The organism is Streptomonospora halophila (assembly GCF_039542725.1).
Taxonomy (GTDB): Bacteria; Actinomycetota; Actinomycetes; order Streptosporangiales; family Streptosporangiaceae; genus Streptomonospora; species Streptomonospora halophila.
In genome coordinates, this window is sequence record NZ_BAABIK010000006.1 from 203228 (window position 1) to 222758 (window position 19531).

At 69.6% G+C, this 19531-nt stretch carries 19 protein-coding genes; 15 read left to right on the plus strand and 4 right to left on the minus strand.

All coding sequences use genetic code 11. The annotated features are described in order from the left end of the window. Positions 1 to 89: 89 nt before the first annotated feature. The 3 genes from ABEA15_RS07765 to ABEA15_RS07775 all read left to right on the plus strand — a co-directional run bounded on the left by ABEA15_RS07765 (position 90) and on the right by ABEA15_RS07775 (position 5261). Positions 90 to 1166 (plus strand): NAD-dependent epimerase/dehydratase family protein, encoded by a 1077-nt coding sequence (locus tag ABEA15_RS07765; RefSeq protein WP_345556064.1) that lies wholly within the window; start codon positions 90 to 92, stop codon positions 1164 to 1166. Positions 1167 to 1712: 546 nt separating this feature from the next. After that, positions 1713 to 3596: an ABC transporter ATP-binding protein gene (locus ABEA15_RS07770; protein ID WP_345556065.1), complete on the plus strand. Its 1884-nt coding sequence runs from the start codon at positions 1713 to 1715 to the stop codon at positions 3594 to 3596. Between the two features lie 132 nt (positions 3597 to 3728). Next, positions 3729 to 5261, plus strand: a complete 1533-nt coding sequence (locus ABEA15_RS07775) for an NsdA family TPR-like regulatory protein (protein WP_345556066.1) — start codon at positions 3729 to 3731, stop codon at positions 5259 to 5261. Here the strand turns inward: ABEA15_RS07775 and ABEA15_RS07780 are convergent, their stop codons facing one another. Then, positions 5262 to 6182 (minus strand): phosphotransferase enzyme family protein, encoded by a 921-nt coding sequence (locus ABEA15_RS07780; protein WP_345556067.1) that lies wholly within the window; start codon positions 6180 to 6182, stop codon positions 5262 to 5264. It lies immediately after the preceding gene. A gap of 319 nt (positions 6183 to 6501) precedes the next feature. On the opposite strand from ABEA15_RS07780, the gene ABEA15_RS07785 reads away from it, so the two are divergent. The 10 genes from ABEA15_RS07785 (at position 6502) to ABEA15_RS07830 (ending at position 15747) form a co-directional block, all read left to right on the plus strand. Then, positions 6502 to 7926 (plus strand): cytochrome P450 family protein, encoded by a 1425-nt coding sequence (locus ABEA15_RS07785; protein ID WP_345556068.1) that lies wholly within the window; start codon positions 6502 to 6504, stop codon positions 7924 to 7926. Positions 7927 to 8012: 86 nt separating this feature from the next. Continuing rightward, complete coding sequence (locus tag ABEA15_RS07790; RefSeq protein WP_345556069.1) at positions 8013 to 9005, plus strand: cytochrome P450; 993 nt, start codon at positions 8013 to 8015, stop codon at positions 9003 to 9005. Between the two features lie 24 nt (positions 9006 to 9029). Then, positions 9030 to 9164, plus strand: a complete 135-nt coding sequence (locus ABEA15_RS07795) for a hypothetical protein (protein WP_345556070.1) — start codon at positions 9030 to 9032, stop codon at positions 9162 to 9164. After that, positions 9161 to 9733 (plus strand): hypothetical protein, encoded by a 573-nt coding sequence (locus ABEA15_RS07800; protein ID WP_345556071.1) that lies wholly within the window; start codon positions 9161 to 9163, stop codon positions 9731 to 9733. Before ABEA15_RS07795 ends, ABEA15_RS07800 begins: the two co-directional genes overlap by 4 nt. 52 nt (positions 9734 to 9785) lie before the next feature. Next, on the plus strand, positions 9786 to 11162 hold the full coding sequence (locus tag ABEA15_RS07805) for a cytochrome P450 family protein (protein WP_345556072.1): 1377 nt from the start codon (positions 9786 to 9788) through the stop codon (positions 11160 to 11162). Positions 11163 to 11164: 2 nt separating this feature from the next. Further along, on the plus strand, positions 11165 to 12289 hold the full coding sequence (locus ABEA15_RS07810) for a cytochrome P450 (RefSeq protein ID WP_345556073.1): 1125 nt from the start codon (positions 11165 to 11167) through the stop codon (positions 12287 to 12289). 185 nt (positions 12290 to 12474) lie between these two features. Further along, positions 12475 to 13308: an SAM-dependent methyltransferase gene (locus ABEA15_RS07815; RefSeq protein WP_345556074.1), complete on the plus strand. Its 834-nt coding sequence runs from the start codon at positions 12475 to 12477 to the stop codon at positions 13306 to 13308. A 351-nt stretch (positions 13309 to 13659) separates the two neighbouring features. Continuing rightward, complete coding sequence (locus ABEA15_RS07820) at positions 13660 to 13839, plus strand: hypothetical protein (RefSeq protein ID WP_345556075.1); 180 nt, start codon at positions 13660 to 13662, stop codon at positions 13837 to 13839. A gap of 108 nt (positions 13840 to 13947) precedes the next feature. After that, entirely contained in the window at positions 13948 to 14826 is an 879-nt protein-coding gene (locus ABEA15_RS07825) for a CPBP family glutamic-type intramembrane protease (RefSeq protein WP_345556076.1), read from the plus strand. A gap of 108 nt (positions 14827 to 14934) precedes the next feature. Next, positions 14935 to 15747: an endonuclease/exonuclease/phosphatase family protein gene (locus ABEA15_RS07830; RefSeq protein ID WP_345556077.1), complete on the plus strand. Its 813-nt coding sequence runs from the start codon at positions 14935 to 14937 to the stop codon at positions 15745 to 15747. On the opposite strand, the gene ABEA15_RS07835 is transcribed toward ABEA15_RS07830, so the two are convergent. Genes ABEA15_RS07835 through ABEA15_RS07845 form a run of 3 tightly spaced genes read right to left on the minus strand, consistent with a single transcriptional unit; the run spans position 15687 to position 17003 of the window. Further along, the gene (locus ABEA15_RS07835) at positions 15687 to 16214 is read right to left on the minus strand and encodes an NUDIX hydrolase (RefSeq protein ID WP_345556078.1); all 528 of its coding nucleotides are present in this window, start codon (positions 16212 to 16214) and stop codon (positions 15687 to 15689) included. The two genes, ABEA15_RS07830 and ABEA15_RS07835, sit on opposite strands and share 61 nt — an antisense overlap. A gap of 16 nt (positions 16215 to 16230) precedes the next feature. Then, a complete protein-coding gene (locus tag ABEA15_RS07840) occupies positions 16231 to 16527 on the minus strand; it encodes an NUDIX hydrolase (protein WP_345556079.1) in 297 nt (98 codons plus the stop codon). Continuing rightward, the gene (locus tag ABEA15_RS07845) at positions 16527 to 17003 is read right to left on the minus strand and encodes an NUDIX domain-containing protein (RefSeq protein ID WP_345556080.1); all 477 of its coding nucleotides are present in this window, start codon (positions 17001 to 17003) and stop codon (positions 16527 to 16529) included. Before ABEA15_RS07845 ends, ABEA15_RS07840 begins: the two co-directional genes overlap by 1 nt. Before the next feature lie 392 nt (positions 17004 to 17395). Between ABEA15_RS07845 and ABEA15_RS07850 the strand changes: the two genes are divergently transcribed. Then, positions 17396 to 18628: a methionine adenosyltransferase gene (locus ABEA15_RS07850; protein WP_345556081.1), complete on the plus strand. Its 1233-nt coding sequence runs from the start codon at positions 17396 to 17398 to the stop codon at positions 18626 to 18628. Next, positions 18625 to 19530: a sulfatase-like hydrolase/transferase gene (locus ABEA15_RS07855; RefSeq protein ID WP_345556082.1), complete on the plus strand. Its 906-nt coding sequence runs from the start codon at positions 18625 to 18627 to the stop codon at positions 19528 to 19530. Before ABEA15_RS07850 ends, ABEA15_RS07855 begins: the two co-directional genes overlap by 4 nt. The last annotated feature ends 1 nt before the right edge of the window (position 19531 follow it).

The following is a 19531-nucleotide window of genomic DNA, read 5'->3' on the forward strand; positions in this document are numbered from 1 at the left end:
GCAAAAAGCGACCTCGCCCTCGACACGCACCACCGGCGCGCCCTGGCCCGGTTCCCCTAACCCTCGCCCACATTCCTTCTGGAGACCCCGTGTCACAGCACGCGCCCAACCTGAGGATCCCTGTCCTGCGCAGGGTGGTCGTCACCGGCTCCGCCGGCTTTATCGGCTCCCGCCTCGCACACGCCCTCGTCCAAGCCGGCACTGCCGTCATCGGCGTCGATCGCCGTGACGCAGCTACCGACCCGCTGGCCGCCGCCAATCTCGCGCCTCTGCTCGGCCAGCCCGAGTACGAGCACGTCACCGCCGACCTGCTCAGCTGTGCAATCGAGCCGCACCTCAGCGATGCTGATGCGATCTTCCACCTCGCCGGAGTCCCCGGCGTGCGCCCATCCTGGGGGCCGCGATTCGGCGACTACCTCGCATCCAACGTCCTGGCCACGCACCGGGTCCTTGAAGCCTGTTCCCGCATCGGTCTCGCGCGGGTGGTTGTCGCCTCGTCCTCCAGCGTCTACGGCCCCACCGACGGCGGCGCGAGCGTCGAAACAGACAGTCCGCAGCCAGCATCTCCCTACGCAGTGACCAAGCTCGCCGAGGAGCAGCTCTGCCTCGCCTATGCTCGCCGGCTTGGCGGGCCGAGCGTCGTCGCCCTGCGGTATTTCACGGTCTACGGGCCGCGGCAGCGACCCGATATGTTCATCCACCGTGTCCTGCATGCCGCCCTGACCGGGAAGCCACTACACCTGTACGGAGACGGCCTCCAACGCAGGGACTTCACCTACATCGACGACGCGGTCGCCGCGACCATCGCGGCAGGGATCGCGCCCGCCGCACGTGGTCCGATCAATGTCGGAGGCGGAGCAACGGCGTCTCTACTGGAAGTGATCGACATCGCCAAGAGCCTCGTCGGCCGGGAGATCCGACTCCACCAGGGCCCGGCGCCCAACGGTGACATCGTCACCACCCGAGCCGATCTCACCCGCACCAGCGAGGTGCTCGGATGGCGACCCCACGTCGACCTTCACAGCGGAATGCACTCCCACATGGAGGTTCTGGCTTGTCAGCTCGGAGCTTCGGGCGAGCGGCCTGACGAGCCATCGCTGGCTAGCACGCACCGTCTCTCGCGCGTCCTGGCGTCTGCATGGAACCAGGAGACCGCCTCCGCGTAGCGGCAGCCAACGACAGCAGTCAAGTGCTCAGGGCGGCGCGTGGATCTGCAGTGTGCGGAGATCCCCCCACGATGGGTATAGCGCGCGTAGGCACGACGGGCAGGCGCCGCGCCACGACGATGGGTGGAGTGACTGCCCCACCGTCGAACGCCTGCCCCGGCGTATCCCGCCGCCGTATTCGCGATGCGGTTCCGCTCACCGACACCGCGCAGGGACCGGTGTAGATGCGTGGTCAGACCGGTCCTGCGCCCTGCTCGGCATGCAGGCTTCCCTACCTCTGGCAACTCGCGGGGCGGAGCCAAGCGGCACTTCCGGGGCCGCTGCGTGAGGGCGTCGCTGTGCTGGCCGGGAGGAGACAGAAGTCCAACCCTTCCGGCTGTCTGCGGCAGGGCACAACAATCACGGCTCCCGCGCGCCCTTGCGCTGCGACGCGGCGCACGAAGACATGAACGCCCCGAGGACACCCGTGCCCGGCCACTCGACCTCGTCTGGAGTGCAATGAAACGGCGCCACCGACAGCGACCCGCCTCCGGTTCCCCGGCCGGAGTGCCGCAGCTGGCCGCCAGCCGCTTCCACCCCTGGTTCGCCGACCTTGCCCACCTGTCTCTGTGGCACATGCTCACTCGGCTGCCCGCCCTCATCGCCACCGCGCTGCGCTGGAGTTGGAAAGCCAGTCCTCGCGACACTCTGCTGACGTTCGGACTCAATGTCGGCGCCGGCGTGTTCTCAGCCGCCGTCCTCACCGCTGTGGTCGGTATCCTCCAGGGACTCTTCGCCGAAGGCCCTACTCCCGAACGGCTGCAAAACGCCCTGCCCTCGCTGCTGCTGGCCGGTGGCGCCGTCTTCGCCCGCGCCGCTCTACGCTCCGGAGCGATCTGGGCCCAAGGTCGGCTGACCCCGATGGTGGAACGGGCCGTGGAGGTCGAACTGGTCACCCTGGCCACGGCCACCCGGCTGGAGGCCTTCGACGACTCCGAATGGTGCGATCAACTCCACCGCGCCCGCAGCATGGGCACCTCCGAGGCCGGGCGCATGACCGGCTACACGGTCGACATCGCTACCGAGACCGTCAGCCTGCTCGCCGTGGCCACGGTCGTCACGGTCCTGCACCCTCTCCTTCTGCCGCTGCTCGCGCTCACCGTCGCCCCCGTCGGGTGGGCCGCCGTCCGCTCGGCACGGATGCGCTATGAACGGATGCGCCAACTCAGCACGTCGCGGCGACTGCAGTACATGTACACCCACGCCATGACCGAACGCGACTCCGCAGCCGAGCTGCGCGCCTATGCGATGCGTCCCATGCTGTTGGAGGAGTTCGCCCGGGTAGCCGACCACGTGCGCGATGCGATGGTGGCCGTGGCCGCTCGCCAGACGAGTACCCGCGCCGTGGGCGACGTGCTGGCCGGTATCGCGACCCTGGCCACCTACGCCGCCCTGGTCGCGCTGCTGTTGGGCGGGCTGATGCCGCTGGCGGTGGCCGGGGCCGCCTACGTTGCCTTGGGCCAGGGCAAGGCCGCCCTGGACCGGCTCATGAGCGCCGTCAACTCCTGCTACGAGTCTGGGCTGTACCTGTCGGACCTGTTGGATGCCTTCGCCGAAGCCCGACGCCGCACCCGACCCGCCACGGTCGGCAAGGACCCGGGGCCGCTACAGGAGCTGCGGGTGCAGGGCGTGGACTTCGCCTACCCCGGCGCGCAGGCCAACGCGCTGACCGGCGTCGACATCACCGTCAACCGAGGCCAGGTTGTGGCTCTGGTCGGCGAAAACGGCTCGGGCAAATCCACGCTGGCCACCCTCATCTCCGGGCTCTACACCCCCGACGCCGGCGGCATCACCTGGAACGGCACCGACATCGCCGACCTGGCCGCGGACCGGTTGCACGCCCGTATCGGGTTGATCCGCCAGCAGTACCAGCAGTGGCCCTTTTCGGCCGAACGCAACATCACCATGGCCGCGGCCGAGGCCACCGATCCCGACCGGCTGAAGCGGGCCCTGCGTCTTAGCGGAGCAGACCAGGTCGTCGACGAGCTGGCGCTGGGCCTGGCTACACCGTTGGACACCCGCTTCGAAGGCGGCGAAGACCTCTCCGGCGGGCAGCGCCAGCGCATCGCCGCCGCCCGCGGCCTCTATCCCGAGGCCGATCTGGTCATCGCCGACGAGCCCACCGCCGCGCTGGACGCCCGCGCCGAGGAGCGACTGTTTGCCACCTTCCAGGCCGCCGCCGAGGGGGCGGCGGTCCTGCTGATCACCCACCGGCTGGCCAGTACCCGCAGCGCCGACTGGATCTACGTCCTGGACCACGGCCACGTGGTCGAGCAGGGCACCCACAGCGACCTGATGACATACGGCGGGCTCTACGCCGAGCTGTACGGCATCCAAGCCGCCGCCTACCACGCACCATCGCCACATCTGAGCTACGACGACACACCGTGATGCGAGCTATGCCTATCGTCGCGTTCGGTAAGGACTCTGTCACTGGCGTCATGCGGTCAGCACGAAGACATTCCCGCGGAGGGCGTATATCGTTCTGGGTCACGCAAGCCACCGGGAATGCGGAGGGATGCCGTGAGCTATGTGCCGCGCGCAGCGCTTCCCGCGCGTGTGCTGTATCGCGAGGACGTGCAGGAGGCGCTGGTCCGGCGCGATTTCGGCCGGGTGTTCGCTCTGGTGCGCAGGTGGGGCGGGATCAGCTTCAGCGCCATCGCCGAGTCTTGCGACGTCAAGCCCGAGCGGGTCGGCAAGCTCGCCCGTGGCGAGGGAGAGGTGACGAGCTTCGACAAGGTTCTGCAAATCTCCGACGGCCTGCGCGTCCCCGGCCACATGCTCGGCCTCCTTCCTCGGCCTTGGGAAAGCGAAGAACCGGCCGGCTCGTCCGACTCTCCTACCTTCCATGGGGCGGGCCGTCCACCTGCTACGGCAGACCACGTCGAATCCCCGGCCCCTCATGCCTGGCAGTCGTCACTGCTTGACCGAGCTCTGTCCCTCTCGTTCACTCCAGGCGGATCGCGTCAGCCCGTGGACAACGCCAGTGCACTGTGGCAGACCGACGTGCACCGGTTTACAGAAGTCCGCGAGTCCTCCGTCTCGGCGGACGAGATCACGCCCGAAGTCTTGCGGTGGCTCGTGGCCCCGCCTGCGGTGCGTGATCTGCCGGCGTCCACAGCGATTGCCGTCGCAGAGGACGACATCGCGGCCATCCGGCGCGCCTGCGGCCTCTTCGAGGCGTTGGACCACGAGTTCGGGGGCGGCCACGCGCGCGCTGCCGCCGTGCAGTACCTGCACAGCGAGGTCGCTCCGCTGTTGTATGGCAGCTACACCGCACCGGCGCAGCGCGACTTGTTCTCGGCAACGGCCCACTTCTCCTACAAGGTCGGCGCAATGGCCTACGACGCGGCCCTGCACGGGCTCGCGCGTCGCTACTTCCTCCAGGCGCTCAACTTCGCCCATATCGCCGCTGACACCGCGCTGGCCGGCAAGGCCCTGGCGCTGATGAGCCACCAAGCGAACTTCCTTGGCGACTTCCGCAGCGCGGTCGACTTCGCCCGCTCGGCCAAAGCCGGTACCCGAACCAAGGTGACGCCTGGGGTCTATGCCATGTACTCGGCGATGGAGGCACGCGGGCTCGCTTCCCTCGGTGAGGAACGCCAATGTGCAGCCGCCTTGCGCGAGATGGAGGACAGCTTCAGCCGTCGCGACGATGAGGAACCCGCCTGGCTCGACTACTTCGACGCGGCTGAAGTCCACGATGAGTTCGCCCACTGCTACCACGACCTCGGTCACGCCGAACGGGCAGCCCAGCACGCCCGCGCCGCCATCACCGCAACGCGTCGGGAGTACCGGCGCAGCCGCACCTTTGCCGGCCTCACGCTGGCTAGCTCCTGTCTGATCGGTGCCCGCGGGCGCGATGTCGAGCAGGCGTGCGGGCTCGCTGAGGCCGCGCTGCACGAGGCGGGCTCCCTACGCTCAGCGCGTGTCCACGCCTACGTATCCCGGTTCGACCACGGTTTGAGGCCCTATGCCGAGACTGCGGCAGTGCAACGGTTCCGCGAACAGGTACTACCGGAGCTTCGTTTGTCTGCGCCCATGCACGACCGGTGATCACACGCCCGGCGTCCACTCCTGCGAGCGGGAGGAGTCCCGCAGCGTCGCGATGCGCTGAGTGGCCTCAGCACGCAACCGCGGCTCGCGTCCGGTCCGCGAGCACAACCATGCCGTCATCCGCAGCTTGCGGATCTCCAGCAGCGTCGGAAACCCCGCCCAGTTGCGGACATCGCTGCCGTAGGCAGTGATGAATGCGGTGTACTCCTCGGGCGTGTACCAACCAAGGTGGGCGTAGGTGGCGGCCACGATCGTGTCCCATTCGCGCGGGCCGATGGAGACGCGCTCCAAATCCAGCATCACCACCCGGCCCTCACCGCTGCGGACGATGTTCTTTCGGTGGGCGTCACCGTGGATGGGACCTGCTGGCAGGGCGAAGTCCAGCCGCGCATAGGCGGCGCGGAGTTCCTCCAGCTGACGGCGGAGGAAGGCCATATCGTCGGCGTCCAGCCCCTCGGCGGAGTCGAGATAGTCTTCCACGCCGGCCAGCGGCTCAAGAGCGGGCAATTCCATCTGTGTGGGCGCCTCCAGTGCGTGCAGACGCCCCAGCATCTCGCCGAGATCACCGGTCGAGGCGATGGTCGGGTCCGGGATCTCCTCCCACAGCGTGGCCACACGGCCGTCCACGGCTACCGGGCTCGACCGCAGCGGGCGCACGACCGGAATCCCCTCGGAAAGGAGCCACTGGGCGACACGGATCTCCCGCAACGCCCGGCGAGTGTGCTCTGCAGAAGTGATCCGCAGGACGACGTGGGCGGCGGGGGCGAGGAAGGTCGCATTCGCCCCGACCGGCCCGAGCCGGTGCAACCCGACGGAATCGAGGTTCTCTCGCGCGCACACGATCCCGGCGAGGCGTTCCGCGGCGGCCGTATCCAGATTCCTACGGGACCGCCCGCGTTCACTCACCGTGATCTTCTCCATCGCTCTCGGGTCGGCAGCACGGGAAGGCCTCGATGGGCTGTGTTGGCCGGGATCCACCACGGGAGGGGTGGATCAGCGCCGTTGCAGCCGAAGCCGTGTACAGAGCCCATGAGCCAGGATAATCCGCTGTGTGCCACACCTGCCTGAGCGCCTAGCGTAACCCCGGCACCAGCAGCGGAAATACCCACGATGGGGGTAGCCCGCGGGGGCAAGACACCCACGCACTGCGTCGCAACGATGGCGACGTGATGACGAAACACCTCCCGCGATGCGGCCTGTCTTTCGCTGCCGCCCGCCACAGTGAAGCGGGGTGGCGGTGATGGAGGATCGCGCTCCCCGCGCCGAGCCGCCCGAGCGCTCAGTGCCGGTGTCCGACCTGCACACCGCAGGCACCCCCATCTACGCCGACGCGCTCGACGAGGACCTGCCCGCGGTGCTCGAAAGGCTCCGCCAGAGGCACGGTGCCCTCGCTCCCGTGCAGGTCGCCCCGGGCGTGGGCGCGTGGGTGACCCTGTCCTATGACGTCAGCCTCGACGTTTTGCGCGACCGGGTGCGCTTTCCGCGTGATCCCCGCCGTTGGCGCGAGGCGCGCGAGGGCCGCGCTACCCCCGAGACCGTGCCGGGGCCCTTCTGGTACTTCCGCAACGCCTTGGCTTCCGACGAGCCGGACCACTCCCGCTACCGCAGCGTCATCGTCGACGCGCTGGCCCGGATCACGCGGGACGGCACCCGGCTGGCCATCGCTGACATCGCCGCGGACCTGCTCGCCGCACCGGGTGCAGCCGGGCGCATCGACGTGGTCGCCGACTACGCCTTCCGCCTGCCGCTGCTCTTGCTCAACCGCTACTTCGGTTTGGACGACGCCCACGGGCGGGAGCTGACCGAACTCATGCGCTGCGTGTGGGACGGCGGCGCCGACGCAGAGCAGGCGCGCATGGACCTGTTCGGCTATGCCCAGGCCGTCACCGCCGCGCGGCGGGCCCAGCTCGGCGCCGACGTCGTCTCGCGCATGATCGCCCATCCCCACGGGTTGGACGACGAGGAGGTGGCCCACCAGCTCATCCTCGTCATCTCCGCTGCCCACGACCCGCTGATGAACCTCATCGCCAACACGGTCCACGTGCTGCTGACCGATCGCGGGATCCGTGCGGACGTGGCCGGGGCCCGTACCCGTATCGACGAGGCGATCGACACGGTGCTGTGGCGCTCGCCGCCGATCACGCTGCTGCCGGGCCGCTATGCGGCCCGCGACATGGAGGTGGCCGGCGCCCGGGTGCGTGAGGGCGACTGCCTGATCATCGGCTACGGCCCCGCCCACGCCGACCCGCAGGTCGCCCCGGGAATTGACACCGCCGCGCTGTCGGGTTCGCGCGCGCACCTGGCGTTCGGCGCCGGGGCCCACCAGTGCCCGGCTCACAACCTGGCGCGCCAGATCGGCATCGACGCCGTGGCCGCCCTGCTGCACCACATGCCCGACCTGCGCCTGGCCGTGGCTGCTGAGGATCTGGTGCGGCGCCGCTCGCCGTTTGCCCACGGCCTGCACGCGCTTCCCGCCGCGTGCACGCCCATCCAACGCGACGCCGACTCCTCCCCGTTGTTCCCCTCTGCTGGAGGTGCCCCGTGCCCGCACGCCCCGAGCCCATCGTCCTGGTCCCGGGACAGGCCCACGCCCAGGCACGCGAGCTCCACGAGGCCGGCCCGCTGGCGCGCGTGGTGGTCGCGGATCTTCAGGTTTGGGCGCTGACCCACGGCGCGCAGTTGCGCGCCGCCCTGGTGGATGGGCGTTTTCGCCGCAACTGGCGGGCCTGGTCGGCCTTGGCCCAGGGAGCGGTGCCCGCGGATCACCCGGTGGCGGCCATGGTGGGGCTGGACAACATGCTCACCGCCGACGGCGCCGACCACCGGCGCCTGCGCGGACTGATCTCCCAAGCCTTCACGCCCGGCCGGATCGGGGCTTTGCGTCCCGCGATCTGTGGGCGGGCCGAGAAGTTGGTGGAGGAGCTCGCCCTTGCCGCAGGGCCGGTGGATGTGAAGGCCGCCTTCGCCTACCCGCTGTCCCAGCAGGTCTTCGGGGACCTGTTCGGCATCGGCGAAACCGACCACGGCCGGATCCGCGCGATGGTCGACACCGCCTTCTCCACCGCGCCCCCGGACGAGGTGCGGGCGATGCGGGCCGAGGTCGACGCCTACCTCGACGAGGTGATAGCCGCCAAACAGGACATGCCCGGTTCCGACGTGGTCTCGGCGCTCATTGGGGCCCGTGAGGGCGGCGAGCGGCTGAGCACCCGCGAGCTGCGCGACACCCTGTGGCTGCTGCTCACCGCCGGCTATGAGACCACCGCCTCCGCGCTGGCCAACGGCATCGAAACCCTGCTGGGTTCCCCTGAGCAACTCGCGCGGTTGTGTGCGGGCGAGGCGGCCTGGCTGGCGGCCGTGGAGGAGATCCTGCGCGCCGCGACCAGCGTCGCCACGCTGCCGTTCCTCTTCGCTTCCGAGGACGTCACCGTCGCCGGCCACACCATCGCCGCGGGTGAGGCGGTGCTGCTGTGCTATCTGGCCGCCAACCGCGACCCCGCCCGTTACGGCGAGGCCCAGGCCCTGGATCTGGGAGCGATGCGGCCTCGCCACCTCGGCCTGGGCCACGGGCCCCACGTGTGCCTGGGGGCCGCGCTGGCGCGCGCTGAGCTGGAGATCGGCCTGTCCACTCTGTTCGCCCGGTTCCCTCGGGCCCGCCGGGTCGAGCCCGCCCCGCCGCGGCTGGGGTCGGTGTTCATCAACTCCCCCGCCGCGCTGCCGGTGCATCTGGAGCCCGCCGCCGCATGACCCCCTCGACGCAAGGAGCACGCAATGGTCTACCCCGCACGAACCGTCCCCGGTTCCGCCTCCTCGACGCGGACCCCAACGGCCGCCGCCGCGGACGAGGACCCCACGGTGCTGCCGGTCGCGATCGGCAGCGGCGCAGGGCTGGCGGGTGCCCAGTGAACCGCGTCGACATCGCCGGCGTCGTGGCGCGTCTGCGTCGTGATTACCCGCAGTGGACCGTCACCCACCACGCCACCGCGGCCGCCCCGGGTGGGATCTTCCTCGCCCGCCGCCCGGTGCCCACCGACGACGGCCCCGAGGCCTTCGCCGCGGCAGCCTCTGACGAGCAGGAGATGCGTCGGCGCCTGGACATCCAGGAGAGCCTCGCCCAACGCTTGATCAACCTCAGCCGCGGCTCCCTCGCCCTGGACCACGATGCCGAGGTCGCCGCGGTGATCGCCGACCTGGAGGACGCCCACCCGCGCTGGCGCCTCAGCTACGAGATCGGCTCCCTGGGCGCAACGTTCACGGCCCGGCGAACTCTGCCCCCGCACCATGCCGACCTGGGGCTGTTGGGGACCGTGACCGCCCCGAGCGCGCAGGAGCTGAGCTGGCGCCTGGCCTCCCAAGACGCGCAAATCGCCGCCGTGTCCATGGCTGAGGGGCCCGAGGCGGATCCCGCCGAGAGCCTCACCGACACCGTGGCTGGCTTCGAGGACCTGCTCCGCCGCGCCGCCGGCGAAACCTGACCCGAGCCCTCGACACCCGTCCGGCCCTCCCCCTGACCAACTGGTGCCCCTGATGACGATCAAACCCTTCCCGCTGTATGCCCACACCGGCCCACCCGCCGAGCTCTGGCCCAGCCTGCGCGCCCGCTACCCCTCCGGTATCGCCCCGGTCATGCTCGACCCCTACACCCGGGCCTGGCTGCTACTCAGCTGGGAGACCAACAAGCAGGTGTTCCGCGACCCGCTGGAGGTCTACTCGGTAGACCCACGGTGGTGGCGCGAAGGCACCGACGGCACCGTGCCCGAAACCTCGGGACTCAAGGCCATCTACCGCCCCCGCGACAACGCCCGCCACCACGACGGAGCCCGCCACCGCCACTACCGCCAGGCGCTGGAGAACGCGTTGGGCGCGATCGACCAACGCCGACTGATCGCCGAGGTGGGCGAAGCTGCCGACCTACTCGTCGCGCGCTTCGCTGCCCGCGGGTGGGCCGATCTCATCGAGGACTACGCCGCACAGCTGTCGGCGATGGCCCTGACCCGTTTGCTCGGCCTCGACGACGAGACCGGTGCCCGGGCGTGTACGGCCATGCGCCAACTGTGGGACGGCGGCGGAGGCGGCGACGCCCTGGCCGGTTGGTACGACCTCTATGCCGTGCTGGCGGAGTCAGCCAAGCACCAGCGGGACGTGCCGGGCGACGGGGTGATCGCCGGCCTGATCGACGCAGGACACACCGACGAAGAAGTCGCCGACCAGGCATCCCTGGTCGTCTCGGTCACCCACGATCCCGGCGCGCACCTGATCGGCAACACCATGCGGGCGCTGCTGACCGACCGGACGCTGCGGGGCGAGGTCTGGGGGGCACGTACCCGCACCGCCGATGCGCTGGATCTGACGCTCGTGCGCGACACCCCGATGCGCACCCTCATCGGGCGCTGGCCCCGCGCTGAGCACCGCATCGGCGACTACACCGTCCACCAAGGCGACATGGTCGTCTTCGGCCTGGAGTCGGCCAACCAAGACCTCATCGACAAAAGCGGGATCACCCACCCGCAAGGGGCGCCGGCCTACATCGCCTGCGACACCCACGCCCTGGGCGCCGGCACCCGTGCCCACCTGGCCTGGGGAGTGGGCGCCCACCAGTGCCCGCACAACAGCCGTGATATCGCCACCACCATCGCCGAACACGCCATCGACCGGCTGCTGGCCCAGCTGCCGGACATGGCGCTGGCCGTCGACTCCACGGCGCTGGTGCGGCGGATGTCGTTGACCATCAACGGCCTTGAACGCCTCCCGGTCCAGTTCCAACCCACCACGATCACCAAGGGACAAACATGGCAGAGCCCCGCCCGCCCCTCGCCCTCGCACCCGGCACCAGCCACGCCGACCTCGCACCGCACCTCCTCGCCCATGGCCCGCTTGCTCAAGTGGATCTTCCCGGAGGGATAAGGGTGTGGGCCATCACCCACTACGACGCGCTGAAAGAGGCGCTGCGCAACGAGCCCGAGGCCTTCGTGCGCAACATGACCAACTGGCGCGCCCTGGCCGAGGGGGACATCGACCGGGCCAACCCCATGGTCGCGATGCTCGATGGCATGGACTCCATGCTGCAGTCCAACGACCCCGACCACGCCCGGGTGCGGCGCCTGGTGCAGAAGACCTTCACCCACCGGCGGATCCAACACCTTCGTCCGCAGGTGGAGGCGGTAGTGGCCGACCTGCTCGACCGGTGGGAGGAGGCCGCGGCTGAACGCGTGGTCGATTTCAAGTCCGAGTTCGCGGTACCGCTGCCCATCCGGGTGATCTCGGACCTGCTGGGCATCCCGGAGCAGGACTCGGGCGCGATCCAGGACCTGACCACCCGCGCCCTGTCAGGGACCCATCCGGGGGTGATGGAGGAGTTCTGGGCCTTCATCGACGACACGATCGAGCGCAAACGCGCCCGCCCCGACGAGGGCCTGATCAGCGCGCTGATCGCGGTGCGCGACGAGGACGACGCCCGGCTCAGCCCCAAGGAGCTGCGCGACAACATCCTGCTGTTCTACGTCGCGGGCTATGAGACGACCATGGGGGTGCTGACCAGCGGGGTGCAGGCGCTGCTGGAGCACCCCGACCAGCTGGAACTGATCCGCACCGGGCAGGTGGCGTGGTCCCAGGCCATCGAGGAGATCCTGCGCTGGCAACCCTCGGCGGCCACTCTGCCGATGATGTTCACCGCCCGCGACGGGGTCCGGATCGGTGACGTCGTGCTGGACCAGGGTGAGCCGCTGCTGCTGGCCTACCTGGCCGCCAACCGCGACCCGGCTGTGTGGGAACACGCGGAGGAGTTCGACATCACCCGCGAGGCCCAGGCGCACCTGGCCTTCGGCCACGGACCCCACCACTGCCTGGGCGCACCGCTGGCCCGAATGGAGCTGGCCGTCGCCCTACCCGCCGTCTTCGAACGCTTGCCCGACCTGCACCTGTGGGGCGAGCGCCCCGGCCCGGCCCCCAGCCTGCTCATGCACCACCCCGCCACGCTGAAGGTAATCCTGGCCCGCCATGTCGGCCGCGGCGCCTCCATGATCGCCGCCTGACCACGGCCACCGCTGAGACGACCGGGCCACGTGCTCCGCGCCGGCCGCGCCGATACACCCGTCGATCCGTATCGGCGCCGGCCCCAGGGGAGACAGCGCGTCGAGCCGGTCCCGGTCCCGGTGGGGCGCTCGGCCAGCCCCTGGCGCCCCACCGGCTCCTCCCCCTACTGCAGGAAAGGCCCCCGATGAACAACACCGGCCCTGAGCCGACTTTCGCGCTGCCCACCGTGGCCAGCCCCGCCCGCCTCTACGACGTCTACCTCGGCGGCAAAAACAACTACCCCGTCGACCGGGACCTGGCTGCACAGATCGAGGCCGAAGTCCCCGAGATCAAACCGATGGCGCGCGCCAACCGGCGGTTCCTCGGCAGCACTGTGGACCACATGGCGCGCCAAGGGGTGGACCAGTTCCTCGACATCGGCTCCGGGCTGCCCGCCCAGAACCCGGTGCACGAGGTCGCCCGCCACCACCACCCCGGCGCGCGCGTGGTCTATGTCGACTACGACGCCACGGTGCGGGTCCACGCCGAAGCGCTGCTGGCCGAGGAGCCCGACATCACCGGGGTCGTCCAAGCCGACATGCGCGACCCGGAAACGATCTTCGCCCACCCCGAGCTTGTCGACCGCCTCGACCTGGAGCGGCCGGTCGGGCTGCTCCTGGTGGCGATGCTGCACTTCCTCACCGACGACGAGAACCCCGCCGGGCTGCTGCAGCGCTACCTGGACCACCTGCCGACCGGCTCCTACGTCACGATCAGCCACGTCGAGTCCGACACCGCCCCCGACCGCGCAGCCGCCCTGGAACACTTCTACGAATCCGCCACCTCGGCGCTGCGCGCCCGCTCCCATGCTGAGATCGCCCGCTTCTTCGACGGGCTGGAGATGGTCGACCCGCCCGGATTAGCCCACATCGGCACTTGGCGCAGCCGCCTCACCCCGATGACCGACGACGAGACCCCGATCCCTGCTGAGCAGGCGTGGGGACTGGGCGGCCTCGCCCGACTCACTAGCCGCCGCTGACGAACACGGCCACGCCCACACACACCGCGGCCGTGTGTCTTCCGGGGGCGCTCTGCAGTGCCGTCCTGCACCCCCGGGATGCCGCACTGCTTGCTCCCAGCCCCGCGGTGCGTCCCCGCGCCCTGGCCCTTCTCTCTGAAAAGGCGGGGCCCTTCTTGCCGATCCAGCCCGCCGGCACCGAAAGTGCCTCCCCTACTACGAAAGGTCCTCCATGGCCGGTCCGCCACCGCTCCTGCGCCACAACCTCGCGGAACTGGTCCCCGGCATCTACCGCGTGCACATCCCCGCCCTAGGGCTGCAACAGACCGACCACCGGCGGGTCCCCGCCACCGCCGCCCTTACGCGACGCTCATGAGCCTGCCCGCCACTGTGATCGCCGCCGTTGCACTCGGGGTGCTGCTCATCGGCGCCTTCGCCGGACGAGCCCGCCACGACGGCGCGGACAAAGCCTTCTACCACGTGCTGTTTCCCGCCACCGCCGTCGTGCTGGGCGTCATCGCCGCGCTGGCGTACCTGGCCGGCTGGTGGTGAGCACCATCCCACCGATCCGCGCCCCGCCCGCGGGAGAACCAGCACCCCACTCCCGTGCCCGAGCGACTCCGAGCCCTTCTTCCACCACTGTCGAGACAGAGACCGATCGTGACGACACCCCCCTCAACCGCCACCGCCCCCGCAAGGACCTCCGACCCGCCGGTGCGCGGGTGGCGGCGCCTGCTGCTCGAACCCACACCCGCCTCTGCCCTGCCCCGCTCCCGGCCGATGCCGGCCTGGCTCGCCTACACCGCCCTCGCCGCGGCCTACCTTGCGACCTTCGGCTACTCGCTGGTCGGCATCGTGGCGGCCTACCTCTTCGGCGGCACCGCACCGGTCACCCACCCGCCCACAGCCGAGAACTTCTGGTCACAGGCGCTGCCCGGGTGGATCCAGCACGCTGTGCTCCTTCTCGTGGTCACCGCGATCGTGTTGCTGGTGGCTTGGCGGCGCCGCATCCGCGTGCGCGACCTGTTCGCTCCCGAACCGCCCTCGGCCCCCGCCCCGGAGAACAAGCGGCGAGCGCGCCGCCAGGCCCGGACCGTGTTCGCCTGGGCGCTGGCCGGGATGACAGCCTGGATGGTGGCCTCCTCCGTCATCGGCCAACTCGTGCCCGCAGGCCTGGCCGGCGGGTTCGCCATCGAGAACCGCAGCGATGCCATGTGGATCGTCGGGCTGCTGGGACCGACCCAGTTCACCACCGCCCCCATCGAGGAACCCGTCGTCGTGGCGGTGCTGGTGATCCTGCTCAGTGCGGCCCACCGACCGGCCGCCGAAATCTACACGGTCGGGGCGATCGCCAAGGTGGCCTACCACGCCTACTACGGGCCCGTGGTGCTGCTGCTGATCCCCGAGGCGCTGCTGGTGCTGTGGCTGTATCGGCGCACCGGGCGGCTATGGCCCGTCATCTGCGCCCACGCCGCCTACAACGGCGCCTACTCCCTCCTGGTGATCGCCTGGCCGCCCGTCGCCACCTACATGGGCTGAGCACCCACGCCGCGGTCCCCGCACGAAGCCCACCCCCTCGCGCGGGGACCCTCCGCACCCCTGCCTTCATCGACCTCGCTGCCGAACTTCCCACCACAGGAAGCATCCATGACACCGCCCTCGAAACAGATCCGCATCGCGTCGCAGAACCTGAAACACGGCGGCATCCAGACCGGCGACGGCCGCCCCGACGACCGGTGGCCGACCATCGCCGCCGATCTCCGCTCGGTGCAGCCCGACATCGTGTGCCTGCAGGAGTGCCACGGCTGGAGCGACCACCTCCGCGCCCAGGTCTACCGCGCCGAACAGGACCTCGGCATGCGCCTGGCCGGGCTCGTGCGCGGCCGCGCGGTCGGCGGCAACGCCGTCTTCTACCGACCCGAGGCCATGGCTCAGTGCGGGTGGGCCGACGCCTACACCCAGGAGACCTACACCGGCCTGGGAGTCGCGCTCTTCGACGTCGACGGCTGGTCCCAGCGGCTGGCCGTGGCCAGCACCCACCTGACCACCACCAGCGCCGAAGCGGCGATCGACGAGGCGATGCGGGTGGCCGACCGCATCACGCGCTACAGCGCATACGGGGTGATGATCGGCGACATCAACACCCACCCCTTGCGCGACGGCGGTAGGGTCCCCGATCCGGCGGCCGTGAAGCCGCTGGACCGGGCGGCACGCTGGGACAGCGACGACCAGCCCGACCGGCGTGTGGCCCACCGCCTGCACCGTGCCGGGCTGGTGGACGCAGCCGACCACCTCGCCCAGAAATCCGGTGACACCCGTTTGTACGCACCGACGGGCCGCGGCGGCATCCGCGTTGACCAAGCGCTGGTGACATCGCCGCTGGCCGCGAAGCTCGCCACCTACGAACGGGTGGAGACGGCCAGCGACCACGCCGGGATCGTGATCGGAATCGACCTGTAGGCCACGCGCGCCGGGTGTGCCCTGCCGACGCTTCCCGGGCTCGCACTCCCGTTCACCAGAACAGGTGTGCAGTCGCCGCTGAGGTAGCGTCGGGCGGCGATGAACATCCGCAGGTACAGCTGATCGACGCTGCGGTAGCCCGGGATCAGGTCCTCCCGCCTCAGCGCGCCGTCCCGGATCCGGCGATGACCGTGCCAGCCCTCGCGCACCAGGTGCCGGGCGGGCGCCTCGGTGGTCTCGCCGCGGACCAGGGCGATGGCGTCGTCGAGGCGACTTCGACGAGCCCGGAGGCTTCGATGTCCTCCGGGGATGTCGGCCACGTCGAGGCCGAGGGGAATCAGGTGCCAGAACTGGAACTCGTGCTCGATCCAGTCGGGGGCGAGAGTGACGGCGGTTTGGCGGATCCCCAGCGGCTGAAGCTCGGCGTAGGGCGTGTCGAGTCCGAGTTCATCACCCAGCTCCCGCACGCCCTCGGGGACGGCCTCACCGGCCTGGTAATAACCGCCGACAGTGGAAGTCGGCGTAGTCAGGCCGGTCGAAGACGTAGCGTCCGGAACTCTTCTTCTGCAGCAGCACGGTCGCTGTGTCGGGGTTGAAGGCCAGACAGGAGAAGGTGCGGTGCCACAGGCCGCGCTCGTGGGCGATCCTCTTGTCCGCGGTACCCACGTGTTCGTTGCAGTCGGTGTAGATATCGATCAGCACGGGGCTGGGCTTCCCGGTTGCGGTGGTGTGGCCGTGCCTGCGGCGCAGGGGCAGCATGGCGGTGGGGCGGGAAGCCATCAGGCGACGGAGGCCGCTTCGGTGAGCAGCGCCGCCCGGTTGGCCAGTACGAACTCCTTCAACGGAGCCGGCTTGAGGTCGACCGCGGCGAGCGCATCGCCACGCAGCGCGACCCGGTCGAGTTCGTAGCCACCGCGTTCCGGGTCGCTGTACTCCGCTCCGGTCCGGGCGGATGCGTCCAATGCCGACAACCGGGAAATGAAGAAGTGGTGCACGACGTCCCCGTCTTCGCCGGCGTAGCTGAACAGGAACACGTGCGAGGCGACTACCGCTGTCGCGCCCAACTCCTCGGCGAGTTCACGATGCAAGGCTGCCTCGACCGATTCGTCTGAGTCCTCGACACTGCCACCTGGGGTAGTCCAATACGGCGACTCATTCGGCTTCGTCCGCTTAATCAGCAACAGACACCCTTGCTCATCGACCAGAATGGCCCGCGCCGCACGCCGCTGCACGCTTCCGCCCGTCTGCTCAGTCATAGCCGGACAGGCTACAGCGGCGAAGGCGTGTCTCCGCCGCCTCACCCACGCGTGGCGACGAAACGATCATGTCCGTCTGCCCTGCTGCGACTCGTATCCCCTTGTTTTCAGCTGGATGTCGCCCCCGCCAACAACGTTCGTCAGAACCCCTCAGCACTCAGACCCCCCTGGCGCATCCCAAAGATCATTTAGCACCGTGAGGACGCAGTCACCAGGCTATTTTCTTGACCGTCTCATGCCTTGCCCGCTCATAACGATATAGCAATCGATAGACACATGCTGCACCATTCACATATGTTTCTACTTGCTTGGTCGGTTCTGCCCCCTTTCGCGTCTGTCTCCCTGATCACCGCGCACGCTGTCCCAATCAGCTATAAGCACCAGGAGCTTTCGTGCACATCCAGGTCAGCGATGGTCTACAAGAAGTTGCGCCCGCCGGTGGAGTCGAGGTCATCGAGCGCAAAGGCATCGGCCATCCGGACTCACTTGCCGACCTGCTCGCCGAAGCCTTCTCCCAGAGGTACTCCCTACACGGCCTGGAGACCTTCGGTGATATTCCCAATCACTGGGTCGATAAGACCACGCTCGTCGGAGCACGCTCCGAGGTGCGTTTCGGCGGTTACTCCATCGAAAGCGCGGTGCAGGCCCACCTCTTCGGCAAGATCACCAGAACCGTCGGTAATCAACCCATTCCCATCGAAGAACTCTTCCGCGGCGCAGTCCATGACCTCCTACCGTCTGCCACCGGCGCGTCCTCGATCGCCTCCCACGTCGAGCCGGCAGTGGAAAACACCGCAGGCATCGCCGCCGACCATCCTGCCGCCTTCTACCGCCCGTCACAGGGTGGTGACATGTCTTACACCGACGGTCTGCGCGCCAACGACACCGTCTTCTGCTCGGCCTACGCCCCCGCCACGGCACTGCAACGCCTGGCCATCAGCCTGGAGAACTTCGCGACAGGCCCTGAGCTCGGCGCCGACCTGCCGACCGGGCGCGATGTGAAGGTCATGCTCGTGCGCACCGGCGCCTGCGTGAACATAACCGTGTGCCTGCCGGTCCACCCCGAGCGCGTCTCGTCCCTTGCTGAGTACTCCCGGGTCGTCTCCGAAGCCCGCCAGCGTATTGAGGCCCACTCCTCAGCTCGCGCGGCGGAGTCGGCCACGGGGTGGCGGCTGCAAATCGCCGTGAACACCAAAGATCAGGAAGGCGGGGCCTATCTCGCGCCGTGGGGCACCTCGCTGGGCAAGGGCGACTGCGGTCTGGTCGGCCGCGGCAACCGGGCCAGCGGGATCATCGCCGCCGACCGCGGCAGCAGCGGGGAGGCGATCGCGGGCAAGAACCCGCTGCACCACGCCGGCAAGCTCTACACGCTCGCCGCAGAACGGATCGCCCACCGCATCGGACTGCCCAACCACACCGTCCTGGTGGCCCGCAACGGCGACCGGCTCGACACGCCGTCTTTCGTCGGTGTGCGCATCCGCGAGAAGGGCGGTTCCGCACAACAGCGCCGCATCTCCGACGTCGTCGACGAGGAGATGTCGACGCTCTCCCGGTTGTCCAAGTGGCTTCTGACCACCCCGGTTCTCGACCGGTTCCGCACCCCCGACCTGCTCTTGGAGGCGTGAGCGTGGATGCTGATCTCGCCACGCGCGACGTGGTGCTGGTCACCCTGGACTCCTGCCGCTACGACACCGCACGCGGCGCCCACCTGCCCGCGCTTTCCGCGCTGGGGCCGCTGCAGCGGGCGGAGAGCCCGGGGACCTTCACCCTGCCCGCCCACGCCGCCATGTTCACCGGATTCCTGCCCCGTCCGGTCGAGGGCCACTTCGAGATCGGCGGGCAGCGCCTGGGCAGCATTTGGCGCTCCGCCGCCGCGCGGGCGCGCCCTCTCGACGGTGGTATCGCGTTCCGCGCACCGTCCCTGATGGATCACTACGCCGACCAGAGCTATCGCGTCCTCGGCGCCGGCGGCGTCACGTTCTTCGACCCCACCAACCCGTGCAACAGCCTGCCCACCCGGTTTTCGGAGTTCCGCTACTTCGGCCGAGACGCGGCCTCCCCGGCCGACGCCGCCACGCGCGTGGTCGACCGGGAGGCCTCGTTGACCCTGGCCCACGTGGACGAACTGGCCCAGGCGTGTCTGCAGGCCAGGCGGTTCTTCTGCTTCATCAACTGCCCGTGCACCCACATCCCCTACACCAGCCCGGCAGCCGTGCTGACCGAGGAGACCACCACGCTTCTTGAACGCCTGTACCACCTCCACGACGCCAAGACCCCGCACCCCGAGCATCGGCCGCCGCTTGAGGCTACCGAAACGGCCACGCTGCGTGACATGCAGCGGTGTTCTCTGGAATGGGCCGATGCCCGGCTGGGCCGACTCTTCGACCACCTCGCCCACCGGCGCCCGCTGGTAGTGGTCTGCAGCGACCACGGCGAGGAGTTCGGCGAAGACGGCCGATACGGACACGGCCACCCCCACCCCACCGTCACCACCGTCCCACTGTGGTGCGGCCTACTCGACCGGTGAA

What these genes read in the sequence shown, in the direction of transcription:
- ABEA15_RS07780 (WP_345556067.1), bottom strand. Translation starts at nt 6,182, where the DNA reads ATGGAGAAGATCACGGTGAGTGAACGCGGGCGGTCCCGTAGGAATCTG.
- ABEA15_RS07785 (WP_345556068.1), top strand. Translation starts at nt 6,502, where the DNA reads ATGGAGGATCGCGCTCCCCGCGCCGAGCCGCCCGAGCGCTCAGTGCCG.
- ABEA15_RS07795 (WP_345556070.1), top strand. Translation starts at nt 9,030, where the DNA reads ATGGTCTACCCCGCACGAACCGTCCCCGGTTCCGCCTCCTCGACGCGG.
- ABEA15_RS07805 (WP_345556072.1), top strand. Translation starts at nt 9,786, where the DNA reads ATGACGATCAAACCCTTCCCGCTGTATGCCCACACCGGCCCACCCGCC.
- ABEA15_RS07815 (WP_345556074.1), top strand. Translation starts at nt 12,475, where the DNA reads ATGAACAACACCGGCCCTGAGCCGACTTTCGCGCTGCCCACCGTGGCC.
- ABEA15_RS07820 (WP_345556075.1), top strand. Translation starts at nt 13,660, where the DNA reads ATGAGCCTGCCCGCCACTGTGATCGCCGCCGTTGCACTCGGGGTGCTG.
- ABEA15_RS07830 (WP_345556077.1), top strand. Translation starts at nt 14,935, where the DNA reads ATGACACCGCCCTCGAAACAGATCCGCATCGCGTCGCAGAACCTGAAA.
- ABEA15_RS07840 (WP_345556079.1), bottom strand. Translation starts at nt 16,527, where the DNA reads ATGGCTTCCCGCCCCACCGCCATGCTGCCCCTGCGCCGCAGGCACGGC.
- ABEA15_RS07845 (WP_345556080.1), bottom strand. Translation starts at nt 17,003, where the DNA reads ATGACTGAGCAGACGGGCGGAAGCGTGCAGCGGCGTGCGGCGCGGGCC.